This window comes from Streptomyces sp. GESEQ-4 (genome assembly GCF_017948455.1).
In the GTDB taxonomy this organism is placed as follows: Bacteria; Actinomycetota; Actinomycetes; order Streptomycetales; family Streptomycetaceae; genus Streptomyces.
In genome coordinates this window covers 1-20,637 of sequence record NZ_JAFFSU010000047.1, presented here as the reverse complement: position 1 = coordinate 20,637, position 20,637 = coordinate 1, and the positions used below count along the sequence as shown (strand labels likewise).

The 20,637-nt window shown below is 70.3% G+C and carries 19 protein-coding genes and 1 pseudogene; 19 read left to right on the top strand and 1 reads right to left on the bottom strand.

The window, feature by feature from the left end; translation table 11 throughout:
- Positions 1-2: 2 nt before the first annotated feature.
- Complete coding sequence (locus KCH48_RS41015) at positions 3-1,190, bottom strand: CE1758 family FMN-dependent luciferase-like monooxygenase (protein ID WP_210582740.1); 1,188 nt, start codon at positions 1,188-1,190, stop codon at positions 3-5.
- 342 nt (positions 1,191-1,532) lie between these two features.
- Here KCH48_RS41015 and KCH48_RS41010 point away from each other — a divergent pair, with 342 nt between their 5' ends.
- From KCH48_RS41010 to KCH48_RS40925, 19 genes and pseudogenes are all read left to right on the top strand, one after another.
- Positions 1,533-2,540, top strand: a complete 1,008-nt coding sequence (locus KCH48_RS41010) for a nuclear transport factor 2 family protein (RefSeq protein ID WP_210582739.1) — start codon at positions 1,533-1,535, stop codon at positions 2,538-2,540.
- A 736-nt stretch (positions 2,541-3,276) separates the two neighbouring features.
- Positions 3,277-3,897 carry an NAD(P)H:quinone oxidoreductase gene (wrbA, locus tag KCH48_RS41005; RefSeq protein WP_210582738.1) on the top strand — a complete coding sequence of 207 codons (621 nt, stop codon included), beginning with the start codon at positions 3,277-3,279 and terminating at the stop codon, positions 3,895-3,897.
- Positions 3,898-3,988: 91 nt separating this feature from the next.
- A complete protein-coding gene (locus KCH48_RS41000) occupies positions 3,989-4,321 on the top strand; it encodes an SDR family NAD(P)-dependent oxidoreductase (RefSeq protein ID WP_282615254.1) in 333 nt (110 codons plus the stop codon).
- Entirely contained in the window at positions 4,287-4,376 is a 90-nt protein-coding gene (locus KCH48_RS43560) for an SDR family oxidoreductase (RefSeq protein WP_374104757.1), read from the top strand. Before KCH48_RS41000 ends, KCH48_RS43560 begins: the two co-directional genes overlap by 35 nt.
- A 637-nt stretch (positions 4,377-5,013) precedes the next feature.
- Positions 5,014-5,124 (top strand): annotated as a pseudogene (locus KCH48_RS40995) (IS5/IS1182 family transposase); the annotation flags it as partial.
- Positions 5,125-5,368: 244 nt separating this feature from the next.
- Positions 5,369-7,510 (top strand): glycoside hydrolase family 27 protein, encoded by a 2,142-nt coding sequence (locus KCH48_RS40990; protein ID WP_210582737.1) that lies wholly within the window; start codon positions 5,369-5,371, stop codon positions 7,508-7,510.
- A gap of 116 nt (positions 7,511-7,626) precedes the next feature.
- Positions 7,627-8,916, top strand: coding sequence for an ABC transporter substrate-binding protein (locus KCH48_RS40985; protein WP_210582736.1), 1,290 nt, complete (start codon positions 7,627-7,629; stop codon positions 8,914-8,916).
- Position 8,917: 1 nt separating this feature from the next.
- Positions 8,918-9,856 carry a carbohydrate ABC transporter permease gene (locus KCH48_RS40980; RefSeq protein WP_210582744.1) on the top strand — a complete coding sequence of 313 codons (939 nt, stop codon included), beginning with the start codon at positions 8,918-8,920 and terminating at the stop codon, positions 9,854-9,856.
- The gene (locus tag KCH48_RS40975; protein ID WP_210582735.1) at positions 9,856-10,704 is read left to right on the top strand and encodes a carbohydrate ABC transporter permease; all 849 of its coding nucleotides are present in this window, start codon (positions 9,856-9,858) and stop codon (positions 10,702-10,704) included. The genes KCH48_RS40980 and KCH48_RS40975 overlap by 1 nt, the downstream gene beginning before the upstream one ends.
- Positions 10,701-12,800 carry an alpha-galactosidase gene (locus KCH48_RS40970; RefSeq protein WP_210582734.1) on the top strand — a complete coding sequence of 700 codons (2,100 nt, stop codon included), beginning with the start codon at positions 10,701-10,703 and terminating at the stop codon, positions 12,798-12,800. Before KCH48_RS40975 ends, KCH48_RS40970 begins: the two co-directional genes overlap by 4 nt.
- A gap of 57 nt (positions 12,801-12,857) precedes the next feature.
- The gene (locus KCH48_RS40965) at positions 12,858-13,631 is read left to right on the top strand and encodes an SDR family NAD(P)-dependent oxidoreductase (protein WP_210582733.1); all 774 of its coding nucleotides are present in this window, start codon (positions 12,858-12,860) and stop codon (positions 13,629-13,631) included.
- A 40-nt stretch (positions 13,632-13,671) separates the two neighbouring features.
- The gene (locus KCH48_RS40960) at positions 13,672-14,409 is read left to right on the top strand and encodes a FadR/GntR family transcriptional regulator (protein WP_210582732.1); all 738 of its coding nucleotides are present in this window, start codon (positions 13,672-13,674) and stop codon (positions 14,407-14,409) included.
- A complete protein-coding gene (dgoD, locus tag KCH48_RS40955; RefSeq protein WP_210582731.1) occupies positions 14,406-15,551 on the top strand; it encodes a galactonate dehydratase in 1,146 nt (381 codons plus the stop codon). Before KCH48_RS40960 ends, dgoD begins: the two co-directional genes overlap by 4 nt.
- A gap of 2 nt (positions 15,552-15,553) precedes the next feature.
- Complete coding sequence (locus KCH48_RS40950) at positions 15,554-16,366, top strand: hypothetical protein (RefSeq protein WP_210582730.1); 813 nt, start codon at positions 15,554-15,556, stop codon at positions 16,364-16,366.
- 91 nt (positions 16,367-16,457) lie between these two features.
- Positions 16,458-17,090, top strand: coding sequence for a bifunctional 4-hydroxy-2-oxoglutarate aldolase/2-dehydro-3-deoxy-phosphogluconate aldolase (locus KCH48_RS40945; RefSeq protein ID WP_210582729.1), 633 nt, complete (start codon positions 16,458-16,460; stop codon positions 17,088-17,090).
- Complete coding sequence (locus KCH48_RS40940; protein ID WP_210582728.1) at positions 17,087-17,977, top strand: SMP-30/gluconolactonase/LRE family protein; 891 nt, start codon at positions 17,087-17,089, stop codon at positions 17,975-17,977. Before KCH48_RS40945 ends, KCH48_RS40940 begins: the two co-directional genes overlap by 4 nt.
- Complete coding sequence (locus tag KCH48_RS40935) at positions 17,974-19,017, top strand: sugar kinase (RefSeq protein ID WP_210582727.1); 1,044 nt, start codon at positions 17,974-17,976, stop codon at positions 19,015-19,017. The genes KCH48_RS40940 and KCH48_RS40935 overlap by 4 nt, the downstream gene beginning before the upstream one ends.
- 31 nt (positions 19,018-19,048) lie before the next feature.
- Positions 19,049-19,789, top strand: a complete 741-nt coding sequence (locus KCH48_RS40930) for a hypothetical protein (protein ID WP_210582726.1) — start codon at positions 19,049-19,051, stop codon at positions 19,787-19,789.
- 164 nt (positions 19,790-19,953) lie between these two features.
- Complete coding sequence (locus KCH48_RS40925) at positions 19,954-20,478, top strand: hypothetical protein (RefSeq protein ID WP_210582725.1); 525 nt, start codon at positions 19,954-19,956, stop codon at positions 20,476-20,478.
- Positions 20,479-20,637: the final 159 nt, after the last annotated feature.

The window sequence follows — 20,637 nt, the reverse complement described above, 5'->3', positions numbered from 1 at the left end:
GTTCAGCCGATCTCGGGGTAACGGGCGGCGAATGCCGGATCGCTGTCCTCGTAGGGTGAGGTTCCGGTGACGTTGTCGCCGCGGTTGGGGGCTGGTCGCGGCTGACGAGGTGCGGCGTTGCCGTACTTGGCCTTGACCAGGGTCGCGTGGGTCGGCGTCTCGGGTACGCCGGGCGCGCGGACCGCGGCCATCTCCTTGCGGAGCACGGGCACGACCTCGGTGCCGAGGAGCTCTACCTGCTCGAGGGCGGCTTCGACGGGCAGGCCCAGGAGGTCGATGTTCCACAGCTGGCGCTGGTAGTCGCCGTGGCGCTTCTGGAAGTCCATGGTCTTGTCGATGACCAGTTGGGGACTGCCCACCGACAGCGGTGTGGTCGTCATGTAGTCGTCGAGGGAGTTGCCTCTGAAGAGCGGGAAGGCCTCGAAGTAGGGGCGGAACCTCTTGACCGCGTCCTGCGAGTTCTTGGCGATGAAGGCGTGGCCGCCGAGGCCGATGATGGCCTGCTCGCGCGTGCCGTGCCCGTGGTGGGCGAAGCGGTCCCGGTAGAAGTCGATGAGCTTGTCGAAGTGCCCGTAGGGGGCCAGGACGTTGTTGGCGAAGAAGCCGTTGCCGTAGTAGGCGGCCTGTTCTGCGATCTCGGGGGTGCGGATGGAGCCGTGCCAGACGAACGGTGGCACGTCGTCGAGCGGTCGCGGTGTCGAGGTGAAGCCCTGCAGCGCGGTACGGAAATTCCCGTCCCAATCCACGACGTCCTCACGCCACAGCCGGTGTAGCAGGTTGTAGTTGTCCAGCGCGAGGTGTACCCCCTTGCGGACGTCGTGGCCGAACCACGGGTAGACCTGGACGGTGTTGCCGCGCCCGAGCATGAGGTCGACCCGGCCCTTGGCCAAGTGCTGGAGCATCGCGTACTCCTCGGCGATCCGCACCGGGTCGTTGGTGGTGATGAGCGTGACCGCTGTGCTGAGCGTGATGAGCTGGGTCCTGGCCGCGATGTGCCCGAGGAGCGTGGTCGGCGAGGATGAGAAGAACGGTGGGTTGTGGTGCTCGCCGATGGCGAAGACGTCCAGACCCACCTCGTCCGCGCGCTTGGCGATGCGCACGATGGCATCGATGCGTTCTGCCTCGCTGGGGGTGTAACCCGTAACAGGGTCACGAGTGACGTCGCTGACGGAGAATATTCCGAACTCCATGGTGGTGCTGCCTTTCTGTGCGCGCCAGGTCGCCGCACGCCCTCGGTCCGGCCCTGGTCCTGAGCGGCACGGACGTCCCTGGCTTGGCCTGTGGACAGATCCCGGTCGCTTGTGCAGACCGGCAGATCGCGTCATCCGAGGAGACGGCCGACCAATGACTTGACAAAGCCGACTGACGCGAGGGTGTGCGACGCAAGCCAATATAGCCGAGAAAGTTGCTTGCGTCCGCACATACATCTACGGTGGCGAAGGGAACCCTGCGGCGCAAGGGATCTCACCGCTCGCGCCGGGTTTCGGTGCCGACGGCCGCTTCGCTGCAGGGACGAACTAGTGGAGTAATCGATGAAGCTCTCCTCAGCCGGCCCTGCCAGTCCGAGCCGGCGAACGCTGCTCGGCGGAATGGTGGCCGCCACAGCCGTGACAGGCCTGGCCGCCGGGTCGGTCGCTGCCACCACCAACACCCACTCCCTGCGGTCCCGCACGGTCCAGGTGATGGGACACGACGTCGACGTCAGCAGGGCCACGCCCTGGCTGGCGGACTTCTTCGCGTCCTACTTCGAGGCCAAGTCGGGAACCGACGTCGACCGCCTGATGACACACTTCTCGCGCGAGTCGATCGTCTACACCGACGCCACCGTCGGCTGGGCCTTCCCCAACTGGCAGTCCCTCTACGACCTGTTCGCCAGCCTGCTCCCGACCTGGCCCGAGTCCGCCATGGCCTACCCGACCCGCATCGTCGGCGACGACAGCAGCGCCGTGGTCTTCTTCACCGACTCGCCGGAACTGTTCGGCCGCGAACTCCGGGCCATCGGCACCATCAACTTCCGCCAGGGCAAGGTCGCCCGCTGGGTCGACCACTGGGACGGACGCTCCCTCACCGTCAAGGGCGTCGCCGACATGCGCGTCCCCGCCGACCAGTTCCCCACCGACTTCGGCGAGGAGACGGTAGGTGAGACCGCCGCTCCCGCGCTGCGCACCGTCGTCCGCAAACTGGTGGCCGCGCTGGCCGCGGGAGATGCGGCGCGGGCAGCGTCCCTTCTTGACCCCGATGTCGTCGTCGAGGACATCGCCCTGCACACCCAAGTCGTCGGACGGGGCCGGGTTCAGGAATTCCTGGGGCGCACCCTGCCGATCCTCCCGTACGGCCACGGCGTGACCCTGCGGCACGTCGTCGGCTGTGCCCGGGGCGGTGCCTTCGAGTGGGTCGGCCGCGCCCCGCTGCTGCTGGGCGTCACCGCGCTCGAACTGAGTCAAGACGGCCTGATCAGCCGGATGACGTCCACCTGGGACAGCGCCCTGTGGCAGGAGACGACCATCGGGCAGGTTCAGGGTGCCACGATCCTCGGCTGACCTCGGCCTCTGCATCGGCGTCAAACGCGCGACCGAAGAGGCTTGCGTGGTCCGCTTTTCCAGTGACCGGCAACCGGACGGCGCCGCATGCGAAGGCGCCCCGAGGGCTGGCGGCGGCACAGGGCGCCACCGTGGACGACTGGCTCCGGACGACAGCATTGATCCAGATCGCAGCGGCCGACACCGCTGGCCCGGATCGGTGAGCCGCTCGGACCAGAGGCGTTCCCCGTCGGCAAGATGAAGCGGAACCCTGAAGGCAACCGCCGCGGCAGTCGTCCGGCAGGGCCAGGCCCTGTGGGCCGAGGATCTCCGCCCGGGGCCGAATGCGCGACGGCCGAAATCCACCACGCCCGCGAGCGGGTATTTCGCAGGCACTGGGCGCGGCGCCGCTGGGGCCGGTCACGTCACCTCTGTCATCGCGTACCGGCGCTGTTGCGTGAAGTCGGTCGATGTGCGGCGACAATGCGGAACGCAGAGACTCCCAGGTGCGCCATCGACAGTGCCTGCGCAGGCGTCGTGCCGCAGCCAGTATGTTGCGGACGCAAGCAAATTATGTTTTCATGGTGATGCACGCAGATCTGCGGACCGGCCCCCCTCCGGTCGCGGCAGTCGTGCCCCCGGTATGCCGGTCGGTCGTATCCCCCGGCATACCGGGCAGGGCCCCGCTGTGGCCCCACCTCTATTGCCCCCTCGCCGAGCTCCTGGCTCGGCGTCTCGAACTTGAAGGCACCGAATCATGTCCAATACGCCTAATATCGCCGTCATCTATTACTCCTCCACCGGCACCGTTCACCAGCTGGCGGAGACCATCGCCACCGGTGCATCGGAGGCGGGGGCCGACGTGCGTCTGCTGCGCGTCGCCGAGCTCGCGCCCAAGGAAGTGATCGCCAACGTCAAGTCGTGGGCCGACCACGCCGCGGCGACCGAGCACATACCGGTGGCCACGCCGGACGACATCGCGTGGGCCGACGCCGTCATCTTCGGCACGCCCACCCGCTTCGGCAACGTCGCCAGCCAGCTCAAGCAGTTCCTGGACACCCTCGGCGGCCTGTGGGGCCAGGGTCTTTTGGCGGACAAGGTGTACAGCGGCTTCACCGCCACGTCCCAGCTGCACGGCGGCCAGGAGTCCACCCTGCTCGCCCTCTACAACTCCATCTACCACTTCGGCGGATTCGTGGTGCCCCCCGGCTTCACCGACCCCGTCAAGTTCACCGACGGCAACCCCTACGGAACCTCGCACGTGACGGGTGCCCAGGGAGAGATCCCCGTCGACAGCACGGCCCGCGCCTCTGGCGCCTACCAGGGCAAGCGAATCGCCAACGTCGCCAGGACCCTCAAGGCCGGCCGCGCGGCGTGACGCTCACCCGTGCGGGGGCCCGGAAAAGAAGTCCCGGGCCCCATGCCGCGAGGCACGGGACCGGAAGTTCGCAACAAAGGAGCAGTTCCTCATGGTCAAGGCCCTGCTACCGACCATGAAGGAGAGCGGCTGGGGCCGCATCGTCAACCTGACGTCCAACTCAATCGTCACCAACGCGCCCGGCCTGTCCCACTACATGGCGAGCAAGATGGGCAACATCGGCTTCAGCCGCGGACTGGCCAACGACCTCGCCCCGTTCGGTATCACCGTCAACGCGGTCGGCCCGACCTTGACCATCACACCCGGCGTCCTGAATGCCCACCCGCAGGAAGCCCTCACGGCGGCCGCAACAGTCCCAGGCCATCAAGCGCAACGGGCTGCCGGAAGACTTGACCGGCACCATTGCCTTCCTCACCAGCGATGACGCTGCCTTCGTGACTGGCCAGACCATCATGGCCGACGGCGGCTACGCCCGCTGATCCACGCCGAGCGGCCGTAGGTGCGCTGGTCGCAAGCGCCACCCGGACCGATCCGGGTGGCGTTCTGCGCGGGTCCGCCCGTTTCCGGTCGCGCCCTGCCGTACCCGGTCATGGGGTGATGTTCTGGCGGGCGCCGACCGTACGGCACGACAGCAGTGGTGCGGTGAACGGCATGTACGACACGGCGCGAATGCCGGGCTCTGAGGGTCCTGGGAAGTCAGGGCACCGTCTGCCGTGCCAGCGAACGCCCAAAGCGGGCGTCACGCGTCGCGACCGGCACGTCCTGTTCCAGTCGGCAGGTTCGGCCGCAGCAAGCGTTCGACTCTTGCAAAGGCAACGGCGGGGATCCATCGAGGCCGCGGCCCGTCCATGGTCACCTCGTGGTCCTTGGCCCAGTCGTGACGCAGATGCACGCGAGATCGCCAGGAAAGCAGCGGAGGGGAGACCTCGCACTGTGGTGAGCCCTCTGCACGCCCGTACACACGAGAAAGAAAGGGCTCCCTTGAAGGAGAGAAGCCTCATGAGAATGAGCTCTTTCCAACCTCTTGCGTTGGCTGGGAAGTTGGCCTGACAAACGGATGAAGCCCCTGGTAGATGGGTTTTCGACCAAGAGAACCGTCTCCACCAGAGGCTTCGCATGCTTGTCTACCCGTCCGGCGTCGACGTGTCCGGCTCTGCCCTCCGCATCCTCGCCGCCCGCCTGAGGGAACGACGGCGCGCTCGCGGCACCCGATGGCGGCGCCTGAGCAAGGCCCTGATCAGGGAATGGCGAGGCCAGTCGATCAGGATGGATGACAACGTTGCCGAACACTGCCGCTGCATGGCCGGACTGTCAAGATGCCGGGCGCCCTTCGGCGTTGTTTCTATTAAATTAGGAATAAATATTGACACGGTTTCGGCCGGGCGTCACAGTCGTCGCCGTGACGCCGCAGGCCTCTGCGTCAACGCGGCCCGCGTCACACATCCCGCTTCCCAACCTCTGGGAGAGGCACGTGACTTCACGCCCGCCCATACGCGACTACCGACACGTCCGGTTCGCCCGGACCACGCTCGCTGCGGCAACCGCGGTGGCTCTGGCCGCCACCGTGACCCCGTCCGCCCACGCCGCCCCGGCCGTGGACCAGGGTGCACCCGACTACTACGACAGTGGACTCGCAGCCACGCCCTACATGGGCTGGAACACCTACTACGGCCTCGGCGCGCCCACCGAGAAGGAGGTGCGCTCGGTTGCGGACAAGCTGGTCAGCAGCGGTCTGCGGGACAGCGGCTACGACATCGTGTGGCTGGACGGCGGCTGGCAGGCCGACAATCCGCGCGACGATCAGGGCCGTCTGGTGGCGAACCCCGAGCGGTTCCCCTCCGGCATCCCGTCCCTGGTGAACTACCTGCACAAGCGCGGCCTGCGGGCCGGCATCTACACCGACGCCGGTACCTACGACGGCGGCAAGAGCTGCGGCCTCGGCAGCCGCGGGCACTATGAGCAGGACGCCAAGCAGTTCGCCGGGTGGAAGGTCGACGCCATCAAGGTGGACTTCCTGTGTGGGATCGGCGCGAAGCTCGATCCGGGGCCCGCGTTCAAGGAGTTCAGCGACGCGGTCGCCAAGTCCGGCCGCAAGATGCTCCTGAACCTGTGCAACCCGCTCACCGACGACTGGGGCCTGCCGCACACCCCGGAGCAGGACGCGCACAACACCTACGCCTACGCGCCGACCATCGCAGACTCCTGGCGCACCGGCACCGACATCGCCTGGGGCACCCCGAGCCCAGGCCAGTGGCCCAACGTTCTGCGCAACATGGACGCCAACGCCTGGCACCCCGAGGCCCAGGGCCCCGGCCACTACAACGACCCGGACTACCTGATCCCGACGCGCCGCATGTCGGACGGGACCCTGGAGTTGACCGAGGAGGAGTCGACCACCCAGCTCGTCATGTGGGCGGAGATGGGCTCACCGCTGATCCTCGGCTCCGACCCGCGGACGCTGTCGCCGTCGATGCTCGCCACCCTGCGCAACCCGGAGATCATCGCCGTCGACCAGGACCGCCTTGGCGTCCAGGGCGTTCGCGTGGCCACCGACGCGACCGGCGACGTCTACAGCAAGGTGCTCTCCGGAGACGGCCGCCGCGCAGTCGTCCTGCTCAACCGCTCCGACCAGGCGGCCGAGCGCACCGTGAAGTTCTCCGACGCCGCCCTTGGCGGCCGGGTGAAGGTCCGCGACCTGAGGGCCCGCGCAGACCGGGGCACGCACGAAGGGTCGTACACCGTCACTGTTCCCGCGCACGGCACCGCCTTCCTCCGGCTCACTGGCGAGGACGCGCTGCCTGGCGAGAAGCTCGGCCTGCCAGCCACCGCGAGTCCGGCCGTCGTCCGCACCGGCTCGGCGCTCAGCACCTTCGTGCGCGGCCCGCGCGGCACCCTGCTCCAGCAGACCTCCGATGGCAAGGGCAACCACGTCCGTGACCTGGGCGGTCCGGTCCGCGGCGGCATCCTCGGCCAGCCCGCTGCGTACGCCTCGGCCGGCGGCCGGATCGACGTCTTCGTGCGCGGTGCCGACTCCCGCGTCTACCGGGGCGCCTACACCGGCGGCCGCTGGGGCGGCTGGCAGAGCCTGGGCGGCGAGGTGGCCGACGCCCCGAGCGTCGCCTTCACCGACCCCGCGCACTGGACACTGTTCGCCACCGGAGCGGACGGCCAGGTCGTCCAGCGCGGCGCGAGCACCGGCTGGACCTCACTCGGCACGCCCGGCGGCCGCCCGGCGTACGGAAGGCCGTCGGCGGCTGTCGACTCCGAGGGCCGCGTCCACGTCGCCGTGCGCTCCGCTGCCGACGACATCTGGACCCGCAGCCGTACCGCGAACGGCGAGTGGTCCGATTGGACCTCCGTTGGCGGCACGGTCAGTGGCAGCCCGACCCTCGTCGCCTCCGGCGACAGCGTGCTCCTCTATGTCCGCGCCGGTGACTACACGCTCTGGCAGCAGCGGTACAACTCAGGTTCCTGGCAGGGCTGGAGCAAGCGCGAGGAGTTCCCGAGCGCCGCGTTCGACGGCTCCCTCGGTGCCGTAGCGGGTCCGGACGGCACGGTCGACGCGGTCTACCGCGGAGTCGACGGCACGGTCCATCGCACCAAGTTCCAATAAATTAGTAATTAATCTTGACGTGGTGTGAGTGCCACGCGAACCTTGATTCGCCGCGATGGGGCTGCCCTGGCCCCTGGCCGCACGGCCCCGTCGCGTGAATCCCCAGGGAGCCCTTCATGACGAACCTTCAGACGAACCGTCGGCGTTTCCTCGCCGGACTCGGTGCCTCCGGGACGGCGGCTCTGCTCAGCGGCTGCGTCACCTCCACCTCCGATGCCAAGTCCTCCTCCAAGGGCCCGGTGACCCTCCAGTCGAACCTCTCGGCGCCGCAGGCCAAGGCGGCGATGGAGGACCTGGCCGCCGCCTACGGCAAGAAGGGGTCCGGGCGCGTCAGCCTCAACACCGTCGCCGCCGAGACCTTCCGCACCCAGCTTCCGACGTACCTCACGTCTGCCAACCCGCCGGATGTCTACACGTGGTACCCCGGCTCGGTCGCCGACGCCTATGCCGCCAAGAACCTGCTGCTCGACCTTGATGAGGTCTGGGCCTCCTCGCCCGACCTCAAGCGCTACTCCAAGGCGCTGAACTCGCTGTGCACCTCCAGCTCCGGCAAGAAGGTGTTCGTGCCCTCCACCTACTACTGGTGGGGCATGTTCTACCGGAAGTCCAACTTCGCCAAGTGGGGCGTCAAGGAGCCCAAGACCTGGGACGAGTTCCTCGACCTGTGCGACAAGCTCAAGTCGAAGGGCGTCGCGCCCATCGGCCTCGGCGCCGGTGGCAACACCCCCTGGGTGGCCTCCGCCTGGTTCGACTACCTGAACATCCGCATCAACGGCGCCGACTACCACCGCCAGTTGCTCGCCGGCAAGCACCGCTTCGACGACCCCGAGGTGCGCAAGGTCTTCGACCGCTGGACCGAGGCCCTGCCCTACTTCGACCCCGACGGCACTGCCGTCGCCTTCCAGGACGCCACCACCGCGCTGCTCAACGGCCGCTCCGGCATGATGCTCATCGGCACCTTCTTCGCCGACGCCGCGCCCAAGGACGCCTTGGATGACATCGACTTCTTCCGCTTCCCCGTCATCGACCCCAAGGTTCCGCTCGCTGAAGAGGCCCCCACCGACGGCTACTTCGCCAGTGCCCGCAGCGGACGTGCCAAGCCGGCCGGCGACCTGCTGAAGTACCTCGCCACCGCCGAGGCCCAGGAGATCTACATCAAGGGCTCCTCCGGCACGGTCCTGCCCTGCAACCCCGACGCCAAGGACGCCGACACGCCCCTGGTGAAGAAGGGGCGCGCACACATCCAGTCCGCCGCCGAGATCACGCAGTTCTTCAACCGCGACTCCAGCGACGCCCTCCAGCCCACGGCCGACACCGCGCTCACCAAGTTCATCGCGAGGCCCAAGGACGTCGGCTCCATCCTGACCACCTGGCAGCGCGACGCCCAGAAGATCTGGAGTGCCTGAGGTGGCAGTGCTCACCACCACCGCGCGCAAGACCCCGTCCGTCGCGCCGCGCAGCGGCGGGCGCGGCCGGGGGCCTGTCCGCCGTACCCCGCCGCTCGTCCTCGCGTTCGTCCTCATACCTCTGCTCGCCGAGGCCCTGTGGGTGTTCTGGCCTGCCCTGCAGGGGTTCTACCTCGCCCTCACCTCCTGGGACGGCGTCTCCCCGCCCCGTTTCGTCGGCCTCGGCAATTTCCAGGAGATGGTGCACGACGAGGTCTTCCGGACCGCCGCGATCGACACCGTCCTGTGGCTGGTGCTGTTCGGCGGACTGTCCGCGATCCTCGGCCTCGCCGCCGCCCTGCTGCTCCAGCAGGAGCGCCGCGGCGTCGGCTTCTACCGCGCCGCCCTCTTCCTGCCCGTCGTCTTCTCGCTGGTGGCAACCGCCCTCGTCTGGCAGGCGATCTACCAGCCCGACGGCGTGCTCAACCAGATCCTCCAGGGCGTCGGCCTCGGCAGCCTCCGCCACGCCTGGCTCGCCGACCAGGACACCGCCCTGTACGCGGTGATCGTGCCTGCCCTGTGGCGCCAGATCGGCTACGTCATGGTGCTCTACCTGGCGGGCCTCAAAGGCATCGACCCCTCGCTGTACGAGGCGGCCAAGATGGACGGCGCCGGACGCCGGCAGCGCTTCCGGCACGTGACGCTTCCGCAGCTCCGCAGCGTCAACGCCGTCGTGCTGTCCGTCATCATCATCGACTCGCTGCGCTCCTTCGACGTCGTCTGGTCGCTCACTCGAGGCGGCCCCTACCACTCGTCCGAACTGCTGAGCACCTACATGTACTCCACAGCCTTCCAGTCCCTGCGACTCGGCTACGGCTCCGCACTCGCTGTTGTCATCTTCGCGCTGGCCTTCGGCGTCATCTGCTCCTACCTCGTCCGCGCGTTCCGGGAGGCCGACTGATGTCCGCCAACTCGACCGCCCTGAAGCGCAGGCGGGCCGCGACCGTCGGATTCCACCTCGGCTCCGGACTGCTGGCCGTGCTCTGGCTGCTGCCCATCGTCCTGGTCCTCGTCACCAGCCTGCGCTCGTTCGACGACATCGCCGCCAACGGGCTCGGTAGCCTCCCGCACTCCTTCACCCTCGGCAACTTCCGTCAGGCCTGGGTCGACGGCGGCCAGCAGCGCGCCCTCATCAACAGCCTGATCGTCACCGTCCCCTGCGTGCTGATCACCCTCGCACTCGCCGCCATGGCCGCGTTCGCCCTCAGCCGCTACGAGATGCCGCTGCGCCGCACGCTGCTGCTGCTCATGCTCGCCGGCAACCTGCTGCCCCCGCAGATCCTGCTGATCCCGGTGTCCAAGCTCAGCGAGATCATGGGCATCTACGACACCCTGCCTGCCCTCATCGGCGTGCAGATCGGCTTCGGCGTCGGCTTCTACGTCTTCGTCCTGCACGGTTTCATGGGGGCCATCCCCAACGAGATCCAGCAGGCCGCCGTCGTCGACGGCGCCGGCCCCTGGCAGATCTTCTGGCGGATCATCCTCCCGCTCACCCGCCCCGCGCTCGCCGCCCTCGGCGCGCTCGCCTTCACCTGGATCTTCAACGACCTGCTCTGGGCCATCACCGTCCTGCGCAGCGACACGAAGATGCCCATCACGGCCGCCCTGATCGGCCTGCAGGGGCAGTACGTCTCCATGTGGAACGTGATCGCGGCCGGATCCGTCATCGCCGCCGCCCCCACTGTGGCCGTATTCCTGCGGTTCCAGCGCCATTTCGTGGCCGGCCTCAACCTCGGAGCGGTGAAGTGACCTCCTACGAACGCTGGACCCTCTGCACGGAGCACACCAGCTACACGGTGCGGCTTTCCCCGGACGGCCCCTGGGCGGAACTCGACGCCTGGGGCCCCTTGGGCGCGGAGGACGGCCCGTCCGCCCTCGACTGGTCCCGGCGCACCCACTTCATCACCCTGGCCGACGCCGCCCCCGCCGAGTACCTGCCGCAGGGCCAGCGTCCCTTCACCGGCGCCGACCTCGTCGTCGGGCACTCCGGGGACCAGCGCGGCGTGTGGTGGGGGTTCGCCGGGGCCGAACAGGACACGGACGGCTTGCGCCTGGCGTTCATCGACGACGTCGCCGGACTGCGCACCACTCTGTGCTACACCACCGTGCCCGGCACCGACGTCGTTCTGCGCTGGACCGAGCTGACCTGCACCGGCGACGGCGAACTCCGCCTGGAACGCCTCGACTCGGGCGCCGTCACCGTGCCCGTCGCCGACGGCGCCCGGCTCACCTACCTCACCGGACAGTGGTCGCAGGAGTTCACGCACACGCAACTCCACCTCAGGCACGGCACGTTCACCATGGGCAGCACCCAGGGCGTCCCCGGCCACGCCTACGCCCCCTGGCTCGCCGTCCAGGACGCGGCCCTGCCCGACGACGGCACCGCCCCGACCTACGGCATCGCTCTGGAGTGGCCCGGCAACTGGCACATCACCGCCGAGGCCGAACCGGGCGGCGCCGTCCGCGTCCGCGCCGGCCGTGTCCCGCACGAGGGCGCCGTCGTCCTCCAGCGCGGCCAGACCCTCACCACCCCGCGTCTGGCCTGCGCGTTCAGCCCCGAGGGGCTCGACGGCCTCGCTCGCGTCTGGCACCGCTACGAGCGGCACCTCGGCGGCGACCGCCTGGACCGCACCCGCAAGGTCCTCTACAACTCCTGGGAGGCCACCGGCTTCGACGTCGACGCGGCCGATCAGCTCGAACTCGCCAAGGTGGCCGCCGAGATCGGCGCCGAACTGTTCGTCGTGGACGACGGCTGGTTCACCGGCCGCGCCGACGACACCGGCGGTCTCGGTGACTGGTACCCCGACCCGGCGCAGTTCCCGCAGGGCTTCGGCCGGTTCGTGGAGGAGGTGCGCGCCCTCGGCCTCGGCTTCGGACTGTGGGTCGAACCGGAGGCCATCAGCCCGAACAGCCGCATGCACGCCGAACACCCCGACTGGGTCTATCGTGTCGAGGACCGCCCCGCCCGCCTGGTCCGCAACCAGCTTCTGCTCGACCTCGGCCGCACTGACGTGCAGGACTTCGTGATCGGCACCTTCGACCGGCTGCTCACCGAGTACCCCATCGAGTACGTCAAGTGGGACATGAACCGGCCGCCCACCGAGCGCGGCCGACCCGGCGTCGGACCCGCCGACCGGCTCGACCTGGACGCTGGACACGTCACCGGCTATCTCCGAGTCCTGGACCACCTGCGCACAGCCCACCCGCATGTCACCGTCGAGGGCTGCGCCGGCGGCGGCGGACGCATCGAGCACGCCACCCTGGCCCGCACCGACGTGGTCTGGCCCAGCGACAACACCGCCCCCCTGGACCGGCTCACCATCCAGTACGGCTTCCTGCACGCGCATGCCCCGCACGTGATGAGCTCCTGGGTCACCGACTCGCCCGGTGTGTTCGACCCCCGACCCCGCTCCCTCGCCTTCCGGTTCGTGCTGGCGATGTGCGGCGTCCTCGGCATCGGCGCCGACCTGCGCTCCTGGGACTCGGAACAGCGCGCCGAGGCCGCCCGCTGGATCGCCCGCTACAAGGAGATCCGGGACGTCGTCCACCACGGTGAAGCCCGCCTGCTCGGCACCCCCGAGGACCCGACCTGCGGCGTCCAGTACACCGAGATCGACGGCCCGCGCACCGTCGTCGCCGCGTTCAGCACCGGCGTCCTCGATGGCGCCCCGCTCGTCCCCGGCCGCCCCGCCCGGCTCCGGCTGCGCGGACTCGACCCGGCCGCCGCCTACCGGGACGAGGAGACCGGCATCCACTACAGCGGCGCCCACCTGCTGCACTACGGTCTGCCGTTCGCCTGGACCGTAGGCCACGATGCCCGGCTCGTCATACTGACCCGCAGCTAGGCACGCGCCGGCCCGGTCGAAGCGTCCCCACCACCCACGAAGGAGCCGAACCCCACGATGTACCAGCCCGCACGAAGGTACGGTGCGCGCTTCACCGGCCGCACAGCCGTGGTGACCGGAGCGGCCTCCGGCATCGGAGCGGCCACCGCCGAACGCCTCGCGCAGGAGGGAGCCGCCGTCGTGCTCGCCGACATCGCGGACGAGCGGGGTGAGGCCGTGGCCGAACGCATCACCAAGGACGGCGGTCGGGCCGCCTACGTCCACGCCGACGTCTCCAGTGAGCACGACTGGACGCGCGTCGTCGACGCGGCCCACGCCTTCGGTTCGGTCGACGTCCTGGTCTCCAACGCCTACACCGTTGATGTCCGCCCCGCCCACGAGATGACGCCCGAGTCCTGGCAGCGGCAGCTCGCCGTGAACCTCACCGGCGGGTTCTTCGGCTTTCGCGCCGTGCTGCCCGACCTGCGTGAGCGTCGGGGTGCCGTCGTGCTGACCTCGTCCGTTCACGCCCTCAAGGGCATCCCCGGTCACCCCGCCTACGCAGCCGCCAAGGGCGCGCTGCTCTCCCTGTGCGGGCAACTCGCCGTCGAGTACGGCCCCGAGGTCCGAGTCAACGCCGTCCTGCCCGGACCGATCATGACTGCCGCCTGGGACCGGGTCTCCGAGGCCGACCGCGCACGCAGCGTCGCCGAGACCGCCGCCGGCCGTTTCGGCACCCCCGAGGAGGTGGCCGCTGCCATCGCCTTCCTCAGCGCCGACGAGGCCGGCTACATCACCGGGTCCCACCTCCTTGTGGACGGCGGCTGGAGCGTCGTCAAGTCCTCCGCGTGAGCACCGCCGACCGCCCGCGAACCAAGAAAGGGTCTACGACATGACGCCCTACGCCCGCCGAGGTGTCCACGGCCAGACCGTGGAGGCACTGGCGCGCCGCATCCTGGGCGGTGAGATCCCAGAAGGGGCCACACTCGACCTCGTGGCGCTGCAGAGCGAACTCGACGTCAGCCTCACCGCCCTGCGCGAGTCGTTGAAGGTTCTCGCCGCCAAGGGCATGGTCGACGCTCGCCAGAAACGCGGCACCTTCGTACGTCCCCGCGCCGACTGGAAACTGCTGGACGCCGACGTGCTGCGCTGGCAGTTCGAGGGCGGCAGCACGGGCGAGACCGACCGGCTCCTGCTGCGCAACCTCGCCGAGGTCCGTGCCATCATCGAGCCCGCCGCGGTCCGGCTCGCCGCCGAACGGCGCACCGACGCCGACCTGGTCGCCCTGGACGACGCGCTCGCCGCGATGGGTCGCGCCGAGCCCGACCCGGCGCACGCCGTCGACGCCGACCTCGCCTTTCACCGTGCGTTGCTCGCCGCCACTCACAACGAACTCCTCGAACGAATGGAGATGGTCATCGAGTCCGGCCTCGCTCACCGCGACCGGATCGTGCACAGCTCCCCGCACAGCGAGGACCCCGTCCCTGCCCACCGCGCCGTCCTGGACGCCGTACGGGACGGTGACCCGCTGGCCGCCGAGGCCGCCATGCGTGCCCTGCTCGACCAGGCCGGCCGCGATCTGGACCGGATCGACACCGCCGACGAGACGGAAGGCCCCCGCCCTCAGTGAAGATCACCCGTATCGAGACCTTCCTCGTTCCGCCGCGCTGGCTGTTCTGCCGCGTCGAGACGGACGACGGCGTGGTCGGCTGGGGAGAGCCGGTCGTCGAGGGGCGCGCCGAGGTCGTCCGGGCCGCCGTCGACGTCCTCGCCGAGTACCTCGTCGGCCAGGACCCGCTGCGCATCCAGGACCACTGGCAGGTCCTCACCAAAGGCGGCTTCTACCGCGGCGGCCCGATCCTCTCCAGCGCCGTCGCCGGACTCGACCAGGCCCTGTGGGACATCGCCGGCAAGACCTACGGCGCCCCCGTGCACGCCCTGCTCGGCGGTCCGGTCCGCGACCGCGTCCGCGTCTACGCCTGGGTCGGCGGCGACGAACCCGCCCAGCTCACCGAGCAGATCACCGAACAGGTCGAGGCGGGCTTCACCGCCGTCAAGATGAACGCGGCAGGCCCGACCTCGCCCGTCGCCACCGTCGCCGAGACCGCGGCCGTCGTCGCCCGCGTGGCCGCCGCCCGTGACGTACTCGGCCCCGACCGGGACGTCGCCGTCGACTTCCACGGGCGCTTCGGCGCCGCCTCGGCCCGCCGTGTCCTCGCCGAACTCGCCCCGCTGCACCCGCTGTTCGTGGAGGAACCCGTCCTGCCCGAGCAGAGCCACCTGCTGCCCGGCCTGGTCGCCACCGCTCCCGTCCCGCTCGCCACCGGCGAACGCCTCTTCTCCCGCGCCGAGTTCCTGCCCGTACTGAACGCCGGCATCGCCGTCGCCCAGCCCGACCTCTCGCACGCGGGCGGCATCTCCGAGGTCACCCGCATCGCCTCCCTCGCCGAGACCTACGGCGCCCTGCTCGCCCCGCACTGCCCACTGGGCCCCATCGCGCTCGCCGCCAGCCTCCAAGTGGCCTTCGCCACGCCCAACTTCCTCATCCAGGAACAGAGCCGCGGCATCCACTACAACAAGGTCGCCGACCTGCTCTCCTACGTCGTCGACCCCGAGCCGTTCCGCTTCACCGACGGATCGGCCCACCGGGGCGACGCCCCCGGCCTCGGCATCACCGTGGACGAGAACGCCGTACGCGCCGCCGACCGCACCGGGCATGCCTGGCGCAACCCGGTGTGGCGGCACGCCGACGGCTCGTTCACGGAGTGGTGAGCGTGTCCCTCGCGTTCACCACCGACCCCGCGCACGGTGGACGCTGGACCTCGCTGCGCGCCGGCGCCCGCGAATGGCTGTGGCACCGACCTGACCCCGCACGCGACGGCGTCGTACCTGGTGACGCCTTCGTGGACGCGGGCGGCCTGGAGGAATGCGTCCCCACCGTGCGCGGCACCCCCGACCACGGCGACGCCTGGTCCCGGCCCTGGACCCGCGACGGCGATACCGAACGCGTTGACTGCGACGCGTTCACCCTCGCCCGCACCGTCCGGACCACCGCCGACGGCGTCGAAGCCGACTACACGCTCACCGCCGACCCCGGCTACCGCTTCGTATGGGCCGCCCACGCCCTGCTTGACCTCTCCGAACGGGCCGAACTCCGGGCCCGTACAGGCACACCCACCCGCGTCTTCCCGGAGGCGGCACCCCTGCTCGGCGGCCCCTGGGCCGACGGCGCCCCCTGGGTGGAGGGTGACTGGCCCGCACCGCGCGGACTGCGCCTGGACCGGTTCGGCCCCGACGACGGCACCGCGGTCGGCGCCGTTCTTGCGGACGGCCGGGTCTGCGTCCATGACGGACCCGACCGGCTCGCCCTCGCCGTCGAGGCCGGAGGGCAGCCCGTGTCCGTCGCCCTGTGGCGCAACCTGGGCGGCTTCCCCGAGGAGGACCCCTACCGCAGCACCGGGGTGGAACCGATGCTGGGCCGCACCTTCGACCTCGCCGAGGCCGGCCCGCACGACGCGGCCCGCGTCCCTGCCTCCGGCGAGGTCCGCTGGCGGCTCACCCTGACCGCCGACTGCGGTTGCCCCTGACCCCTCGACCGCCGCCCTGCCGAGCGACACCGGGCGCACCCGCCGGGAGACGCCCCGCAGCACCGAACCGACAGCGAAGGAGCCCCAGTCCGTGGACCTACGAGCCGCCCTGGCCGACCGCCGCCTCCTCGTCATCGTGCGCGGAGGCGACCGGGACGCCGCCCTGCGCACCGTACTGGCGCTCGCCGAGGAGGGCATCGACCTGATCGAGGTGTCCCTCAGCGGCGCCGACGCGCTCGGCGTGATCGCACGGACCGCCGCGGAACTCGGGCCGGACCGGCCGATCGGCGCCGGCACCGTCCTGACCGCCGACGACGCGCGCGCCGCGCGGGATGCCGGTGCCGCCTTCGCCGTCACCCCCGGCCTCGGCGCGGGTGCCGACACCGCACGCGACCTCGGCCTGCCGGTCCTCGCAGGCGTCATGACCCCCACCGAGATCATCGCCGCCCGCGCCCAGGGCGCCGACGCACTCAAGCTGTTCCCGGCCGCCGACGCCGGGGGACCGGCCTACCTCAAGTCCCTGCGCGCCCCCTTCCCCGACGCCGCGTTCGTGCCCGTCGGCGGCGTGGACCTCAAAGCCGCCCGCGCCTACCTCGCCGCCGGTGCCACCGCCGTCGGCGTCGGCTCCCCGCTCGTCGCCGATGCCGCCGACGGCGGCAGCCTGACCGCCCTGCGCGAGCGCGCCCGCGCCTTCCGCGCCGCCGCCCAGGAGGCCACCGCATGACCGAGCATCAGCCCCTGCCCACCCGCCCCGACCGCCTCGAACTCGGCGAGGGCATCCGCTGGACCGGCGACGGCATCGTCCTGGTGGACATTCTCCAGGGACGCCTGCTCACCACCCCCGACGACTCCCACCGCCCGCTGATCGAGATACTCCGACTCCCTGTCCCGCTGGGCGCGGTGGCGCCCGTCGCCGGCCGCCCCGGCACCTGGATCGCCGCCGCCGGCACCGGTGTCTGCCTCCTCGGCCCCGACAGCGCACCCACCTGGCTCGCCACACCCGAGGACCGCCCCGGACCGGAGATGCGCATGAACGACGGGGTCGCGGACCCCTCGGGCCGCTTCTGGGCGGGCAGCATGGCCTACGACAACACCGAAGGCGCCGGCACCCTCTACCTCGTCGACCACGACGGCACCGTCACCCCCGCTGTCGAGGGCCTGACCATCCCCAACGGCCCCGCCTTCACCGCCGACGGCCGCACCATGTACCTGGCCGACAGCGCCCACGCGATCGTCCGCCGCTACCCGGTCGACCCCGGCACCGGCCGCGTCGGCACCCCCGACGACTTCCTCACCGTGGACGAGGGCGGCCCGGACGGCATGACCGTCGACGCCGAGGGCTCCCTGTGGTGCGCCGTCTGGGGCACCGGCACGGTCCGCCGGTACCTGCCGGACGGCACCCTCGACCGGGTCGTCCGCCTCCCCGCCGGACAGCCCGCAGGCGTCTGCCTCCAAGGCACGTTGCTGCACGTCACCACCGCCACGGTGGGCCTCGACGCGCCCGGACCGTACGATGGCGCGGTCTTCACGGTGCCCGTCGATGTGCCCGGCACGCCCACACCCGCCTTCCGGCTCGCCCCCTCCGCACCGGCGGCGGGAGACCTCGCGTGACAGACACCTGGCGCCCGGCACGAGGACGCGTGGTCTGCGTCGGCGAGACCATGGCTGCCCTCGTCCCCGACCCGCCCGGGCCGCTGGCCGACGCCGGCCATCTGCGGCTGTCGGTGGCGGGAGCCGAGTCCAACGTGGCGATGTACCTCGCGGACCATGGCGTCCCGGCGACCTGGCTCTCGGCACTGGGGGACGACCCGCTGGGCGGCCGGGTGCGCGCCGTCGTTGCCGCCTCCGGGGTGGACGTCGCCCACGTGCGCACCGACCCCGACCGGCCGACGGGCCTGATGCTGAAAAACCCGGCGCCCACCGGCACCCGCGTTCACTACTACCGCAAGGGCTCGGCCGCGTCCGCTCTGGGCCCCGACCTGCTCGACCACGAGGCGGTGCGCACGGCCGCCCTCGTGCACTTCACCGGCATCACACCGGCTCTGTCCGCGTCCTGCCGCGAGCTGGTCACCCGCGCCCTCGCCGTCCCTGCCGCCCAACGCCGGTACGCGATCAGCTTCGACGTCAACCACCGCGCCCCGCTCTGGCCCAAGGGCACCGCCCCGGATGTGCTGCGCGACCTCGCCGGGCGCGCCGACATCGTCCTCGTCGGACTGGATGAGGCCCAGGACCTGTGGGGTGCCGACCTGACCGCCGCCACCGTGCGCGAACTACTGCCCGGACCGCGGATCGTCGTCGTCAAGGACGGCTCCCGCGTGGCCACGGCGTTCACCGACTCCGGCGCCGTAACGGTCCCGGCCCTGCGGGTCGCCGTGGTGGAGCCCGTAGGCGCGGGCGACGCCTTCGCGGCAGGCTTTCTTGCCGGCCTGCTGCGCGGTGAACCCGTGGACCGTGCCCTGCGCATCGGCCACATCACAGCGGTCTCCGCCCTGAAGGTGACCGGCGACCACGGCCCACTCCCGCCGCACAGCTTCGCCGACCAGCTCCTCGCCCTCACGGATAAGGAATGGGAGACGTACGAGGAGACACCGAAATCCGCGTCGGAAAGGGACGGGGGCGGGCAAGAGGGAAGACCGACCACCGGAACGTGACGGTGAAGGAATGACTTCTGGGACGCGCGTCATGGCGCGAGTCCCTGCGTTGACCACGAACGGACACCGCACCGTCCGCAAAGGACCTGTCGCGCGGGCGAAATGGCTCACCGCTTCCGTGCGCGAGGACGCCGAAACGGTCATCGCCGCCGCGTTCGACCAGGCCGAAGCCCGCGACCCAGAACACCACCGGAACTGGGTAGTACTGATTGACGGCGCCACCCACCAGCGGGAGCTGATCCAGACCGAGGCCGCCCGGCGCGGCGTCACGATCCACATCGTCCTCGACATCGTCCACGTGATCGAGAAGCTATGGGCGGCCGCCAGGTGTTTCCACACCGCCACCGATCCCGCGGCCGAGGACTGGGTCGGCATCAAGGCCGCCCGGATCCTGGCCGGCGACGCCCCCGGCGCCGCCCGTGACATCCGCACCGAAGCCGACCGCCACCTCAGCGACGACCAGCGCGCCGCCGCTGACAAAGCGTGCCGATACCTTGAGAACAACGCCGACTTCGTCCACTACGGCCAAGCCCTGGCAGCGGGCTGGCCGATCGCCAGCGGCGCCGTCGAAGGAGCAGCACGCCATCTGGTCGCCGACAGACTCGACATCACCGGCAGCAGGTGGACCGTCCCCGGCGCCGAAGCCGTCCTCACCCTCCGCACCGTCATCAGCAACGGCGACTTCCCCGACTACTGGATCTTCCACGCGCGGCAAGAGCACGAACGGCTCCATCCCCTACCCGACCAGCACATCTACGCACTTCAAGCCTGACACGGGAACTCACTCAGAGAAAGCCGCACCCAAACCCGACAGGGAGCAGGCACCTGAGCAGGGACCTTTCGACCCCACTCGAAACGATTGCTGACGTGTGCCCGCCATATATAGCGTGCGCCACGAGCTGAGGCCACCCGTGCCCGGCCGAAATGGGGGAAACCATGTCCCGACGACTGCACCGCGGGCGTATCGCCGCAGCCACGGCCGTCACGGCCACCGTGCTGGCCCTGACGGGCACCTACTCATCCGCAGCCACCGCAGCGGACACCCAGACGACCCAGAACTGCGTCATCGTCTTGGACGAACTCCAGCCGGGGCAGACCTCGTCCCGGATCCTGTCACGCACCTGCACCACGGGGGCGGCATCAGCGAAGGCTCAGCCCTCGACCATCCAGAGCACGCTCCTCATGACGTGGTACGCGGACGCCAACGAGGGCGGTGCCAGCACCCAGATCAGGGGCAGCAGCGGCGGATGCGACGCCTCAGGCTACGGCTTCGCATACGTCGGCGACGACTGGAACGACCGCATCAGCTCCTACAAGCTGTTCGGCACCTGCAACAGCATCACCGGCTACGACAACAGCAACTACGGCAACAACATCTACTACTGCGGCCGTTGCACCGGGGACAACATCCCGTGGTCGGCGAATGACCGAATCAGTTCCATGTGGGTCTGGCAGGGCTGACACAAACACCGCGAGACCGATGAGCGGGAAGCACCCGAGGCCCCGGGCGGCAAAACGCCCGGGGCCTCGCACCCGCCACAGTAGAAGGACGCCTACCCCGCCCACACCGTCAACCAGCGTTCTCCCAGCTCAGGACTTCCCTGGAAGAGAGCCACACCC

Excerpts from the sequence above, each read along its gene's own strand:
- KCH48_RS41015 (WP_210582740.1), bottom strand. The coding sequence starts at position 1,190 with ATGGAGTTCGGAATATTCTCCGTCAGCGACGTCACTCGTGACCCTGTT.
- KCH48_RS41010 (WP_210582739.1), top strand. The coding sequence starts at position 1,533 with ATGAAGCTCTCCTCAGCCGGCCCTGCCAGTCCGAGCCGGCGAACGCTG.
- wrbA (WP_210582738.1), top strand. The coding sequence starts at position 3,277 with ATGTCCAATACGCCTAATATCGCCGTCATCTATTACTCCTCCACCGGC.
- KCH48_RS41000 (WP_282615254.1), top strand. The coding sequence starts at position 3,989 with ATGGTCAAGGCCCTGCTACCGACCATGAAGGAGAGCGGCTGGGGCCGC.
- KCH48_RS40985 (WP_210582736.1), top strand. The coding sequence starts at position 7,627 with ATGACGAACCTTCAGACGAACCGTCGGCGTTTCCTCGCCGGACTCGGT.
- KCH48_RS40975 (WP_210582735.1), top strand. The coding sequence starts at position 9,856 with ATGTCCGCCAACTCGACCGCCCTGAAGCGCAGGCGGGCCGCGACCGTC.
- KCH48_RS40965 (WP_210582733.1), top strand. The coding sequence starts at position 12,858 with ATGTACCAGCCCGCACGAAGGTACGGTGCGCGCTTCACCGGCCGCACA.
- KCH48_RS40960 (WP_210582732.1), top strand. The coding sequence starts at position 13,672 with ATGACGCCCTACGCCCGCCGAGGTGTCCACGGCCAGACCGTGGAGGCA.
- KCH48_RS40940 (WP_210582728.1), top strand. The coding sequence starts at position 17,087 with ATGACCGAGCATCAGCCCCTGCCCACCCGCCCCGACCGCCTCGAACTC.
- KCH48_RS40930 (WP_210582726.1), top strand. The coding sequence starts at position 19,049 with ATGGCGCGAGTCCCTGCGTTGACCACGAACGGACACCGCACCGTCCGC.
- KCH48_RS40925 (WP_210582725.1), top strand. The coding sequence starts at position 19,954 with ATGTCCCGACGACTGCACCGCGGGCGTATCGCCGCAGCCACGGCCGTC.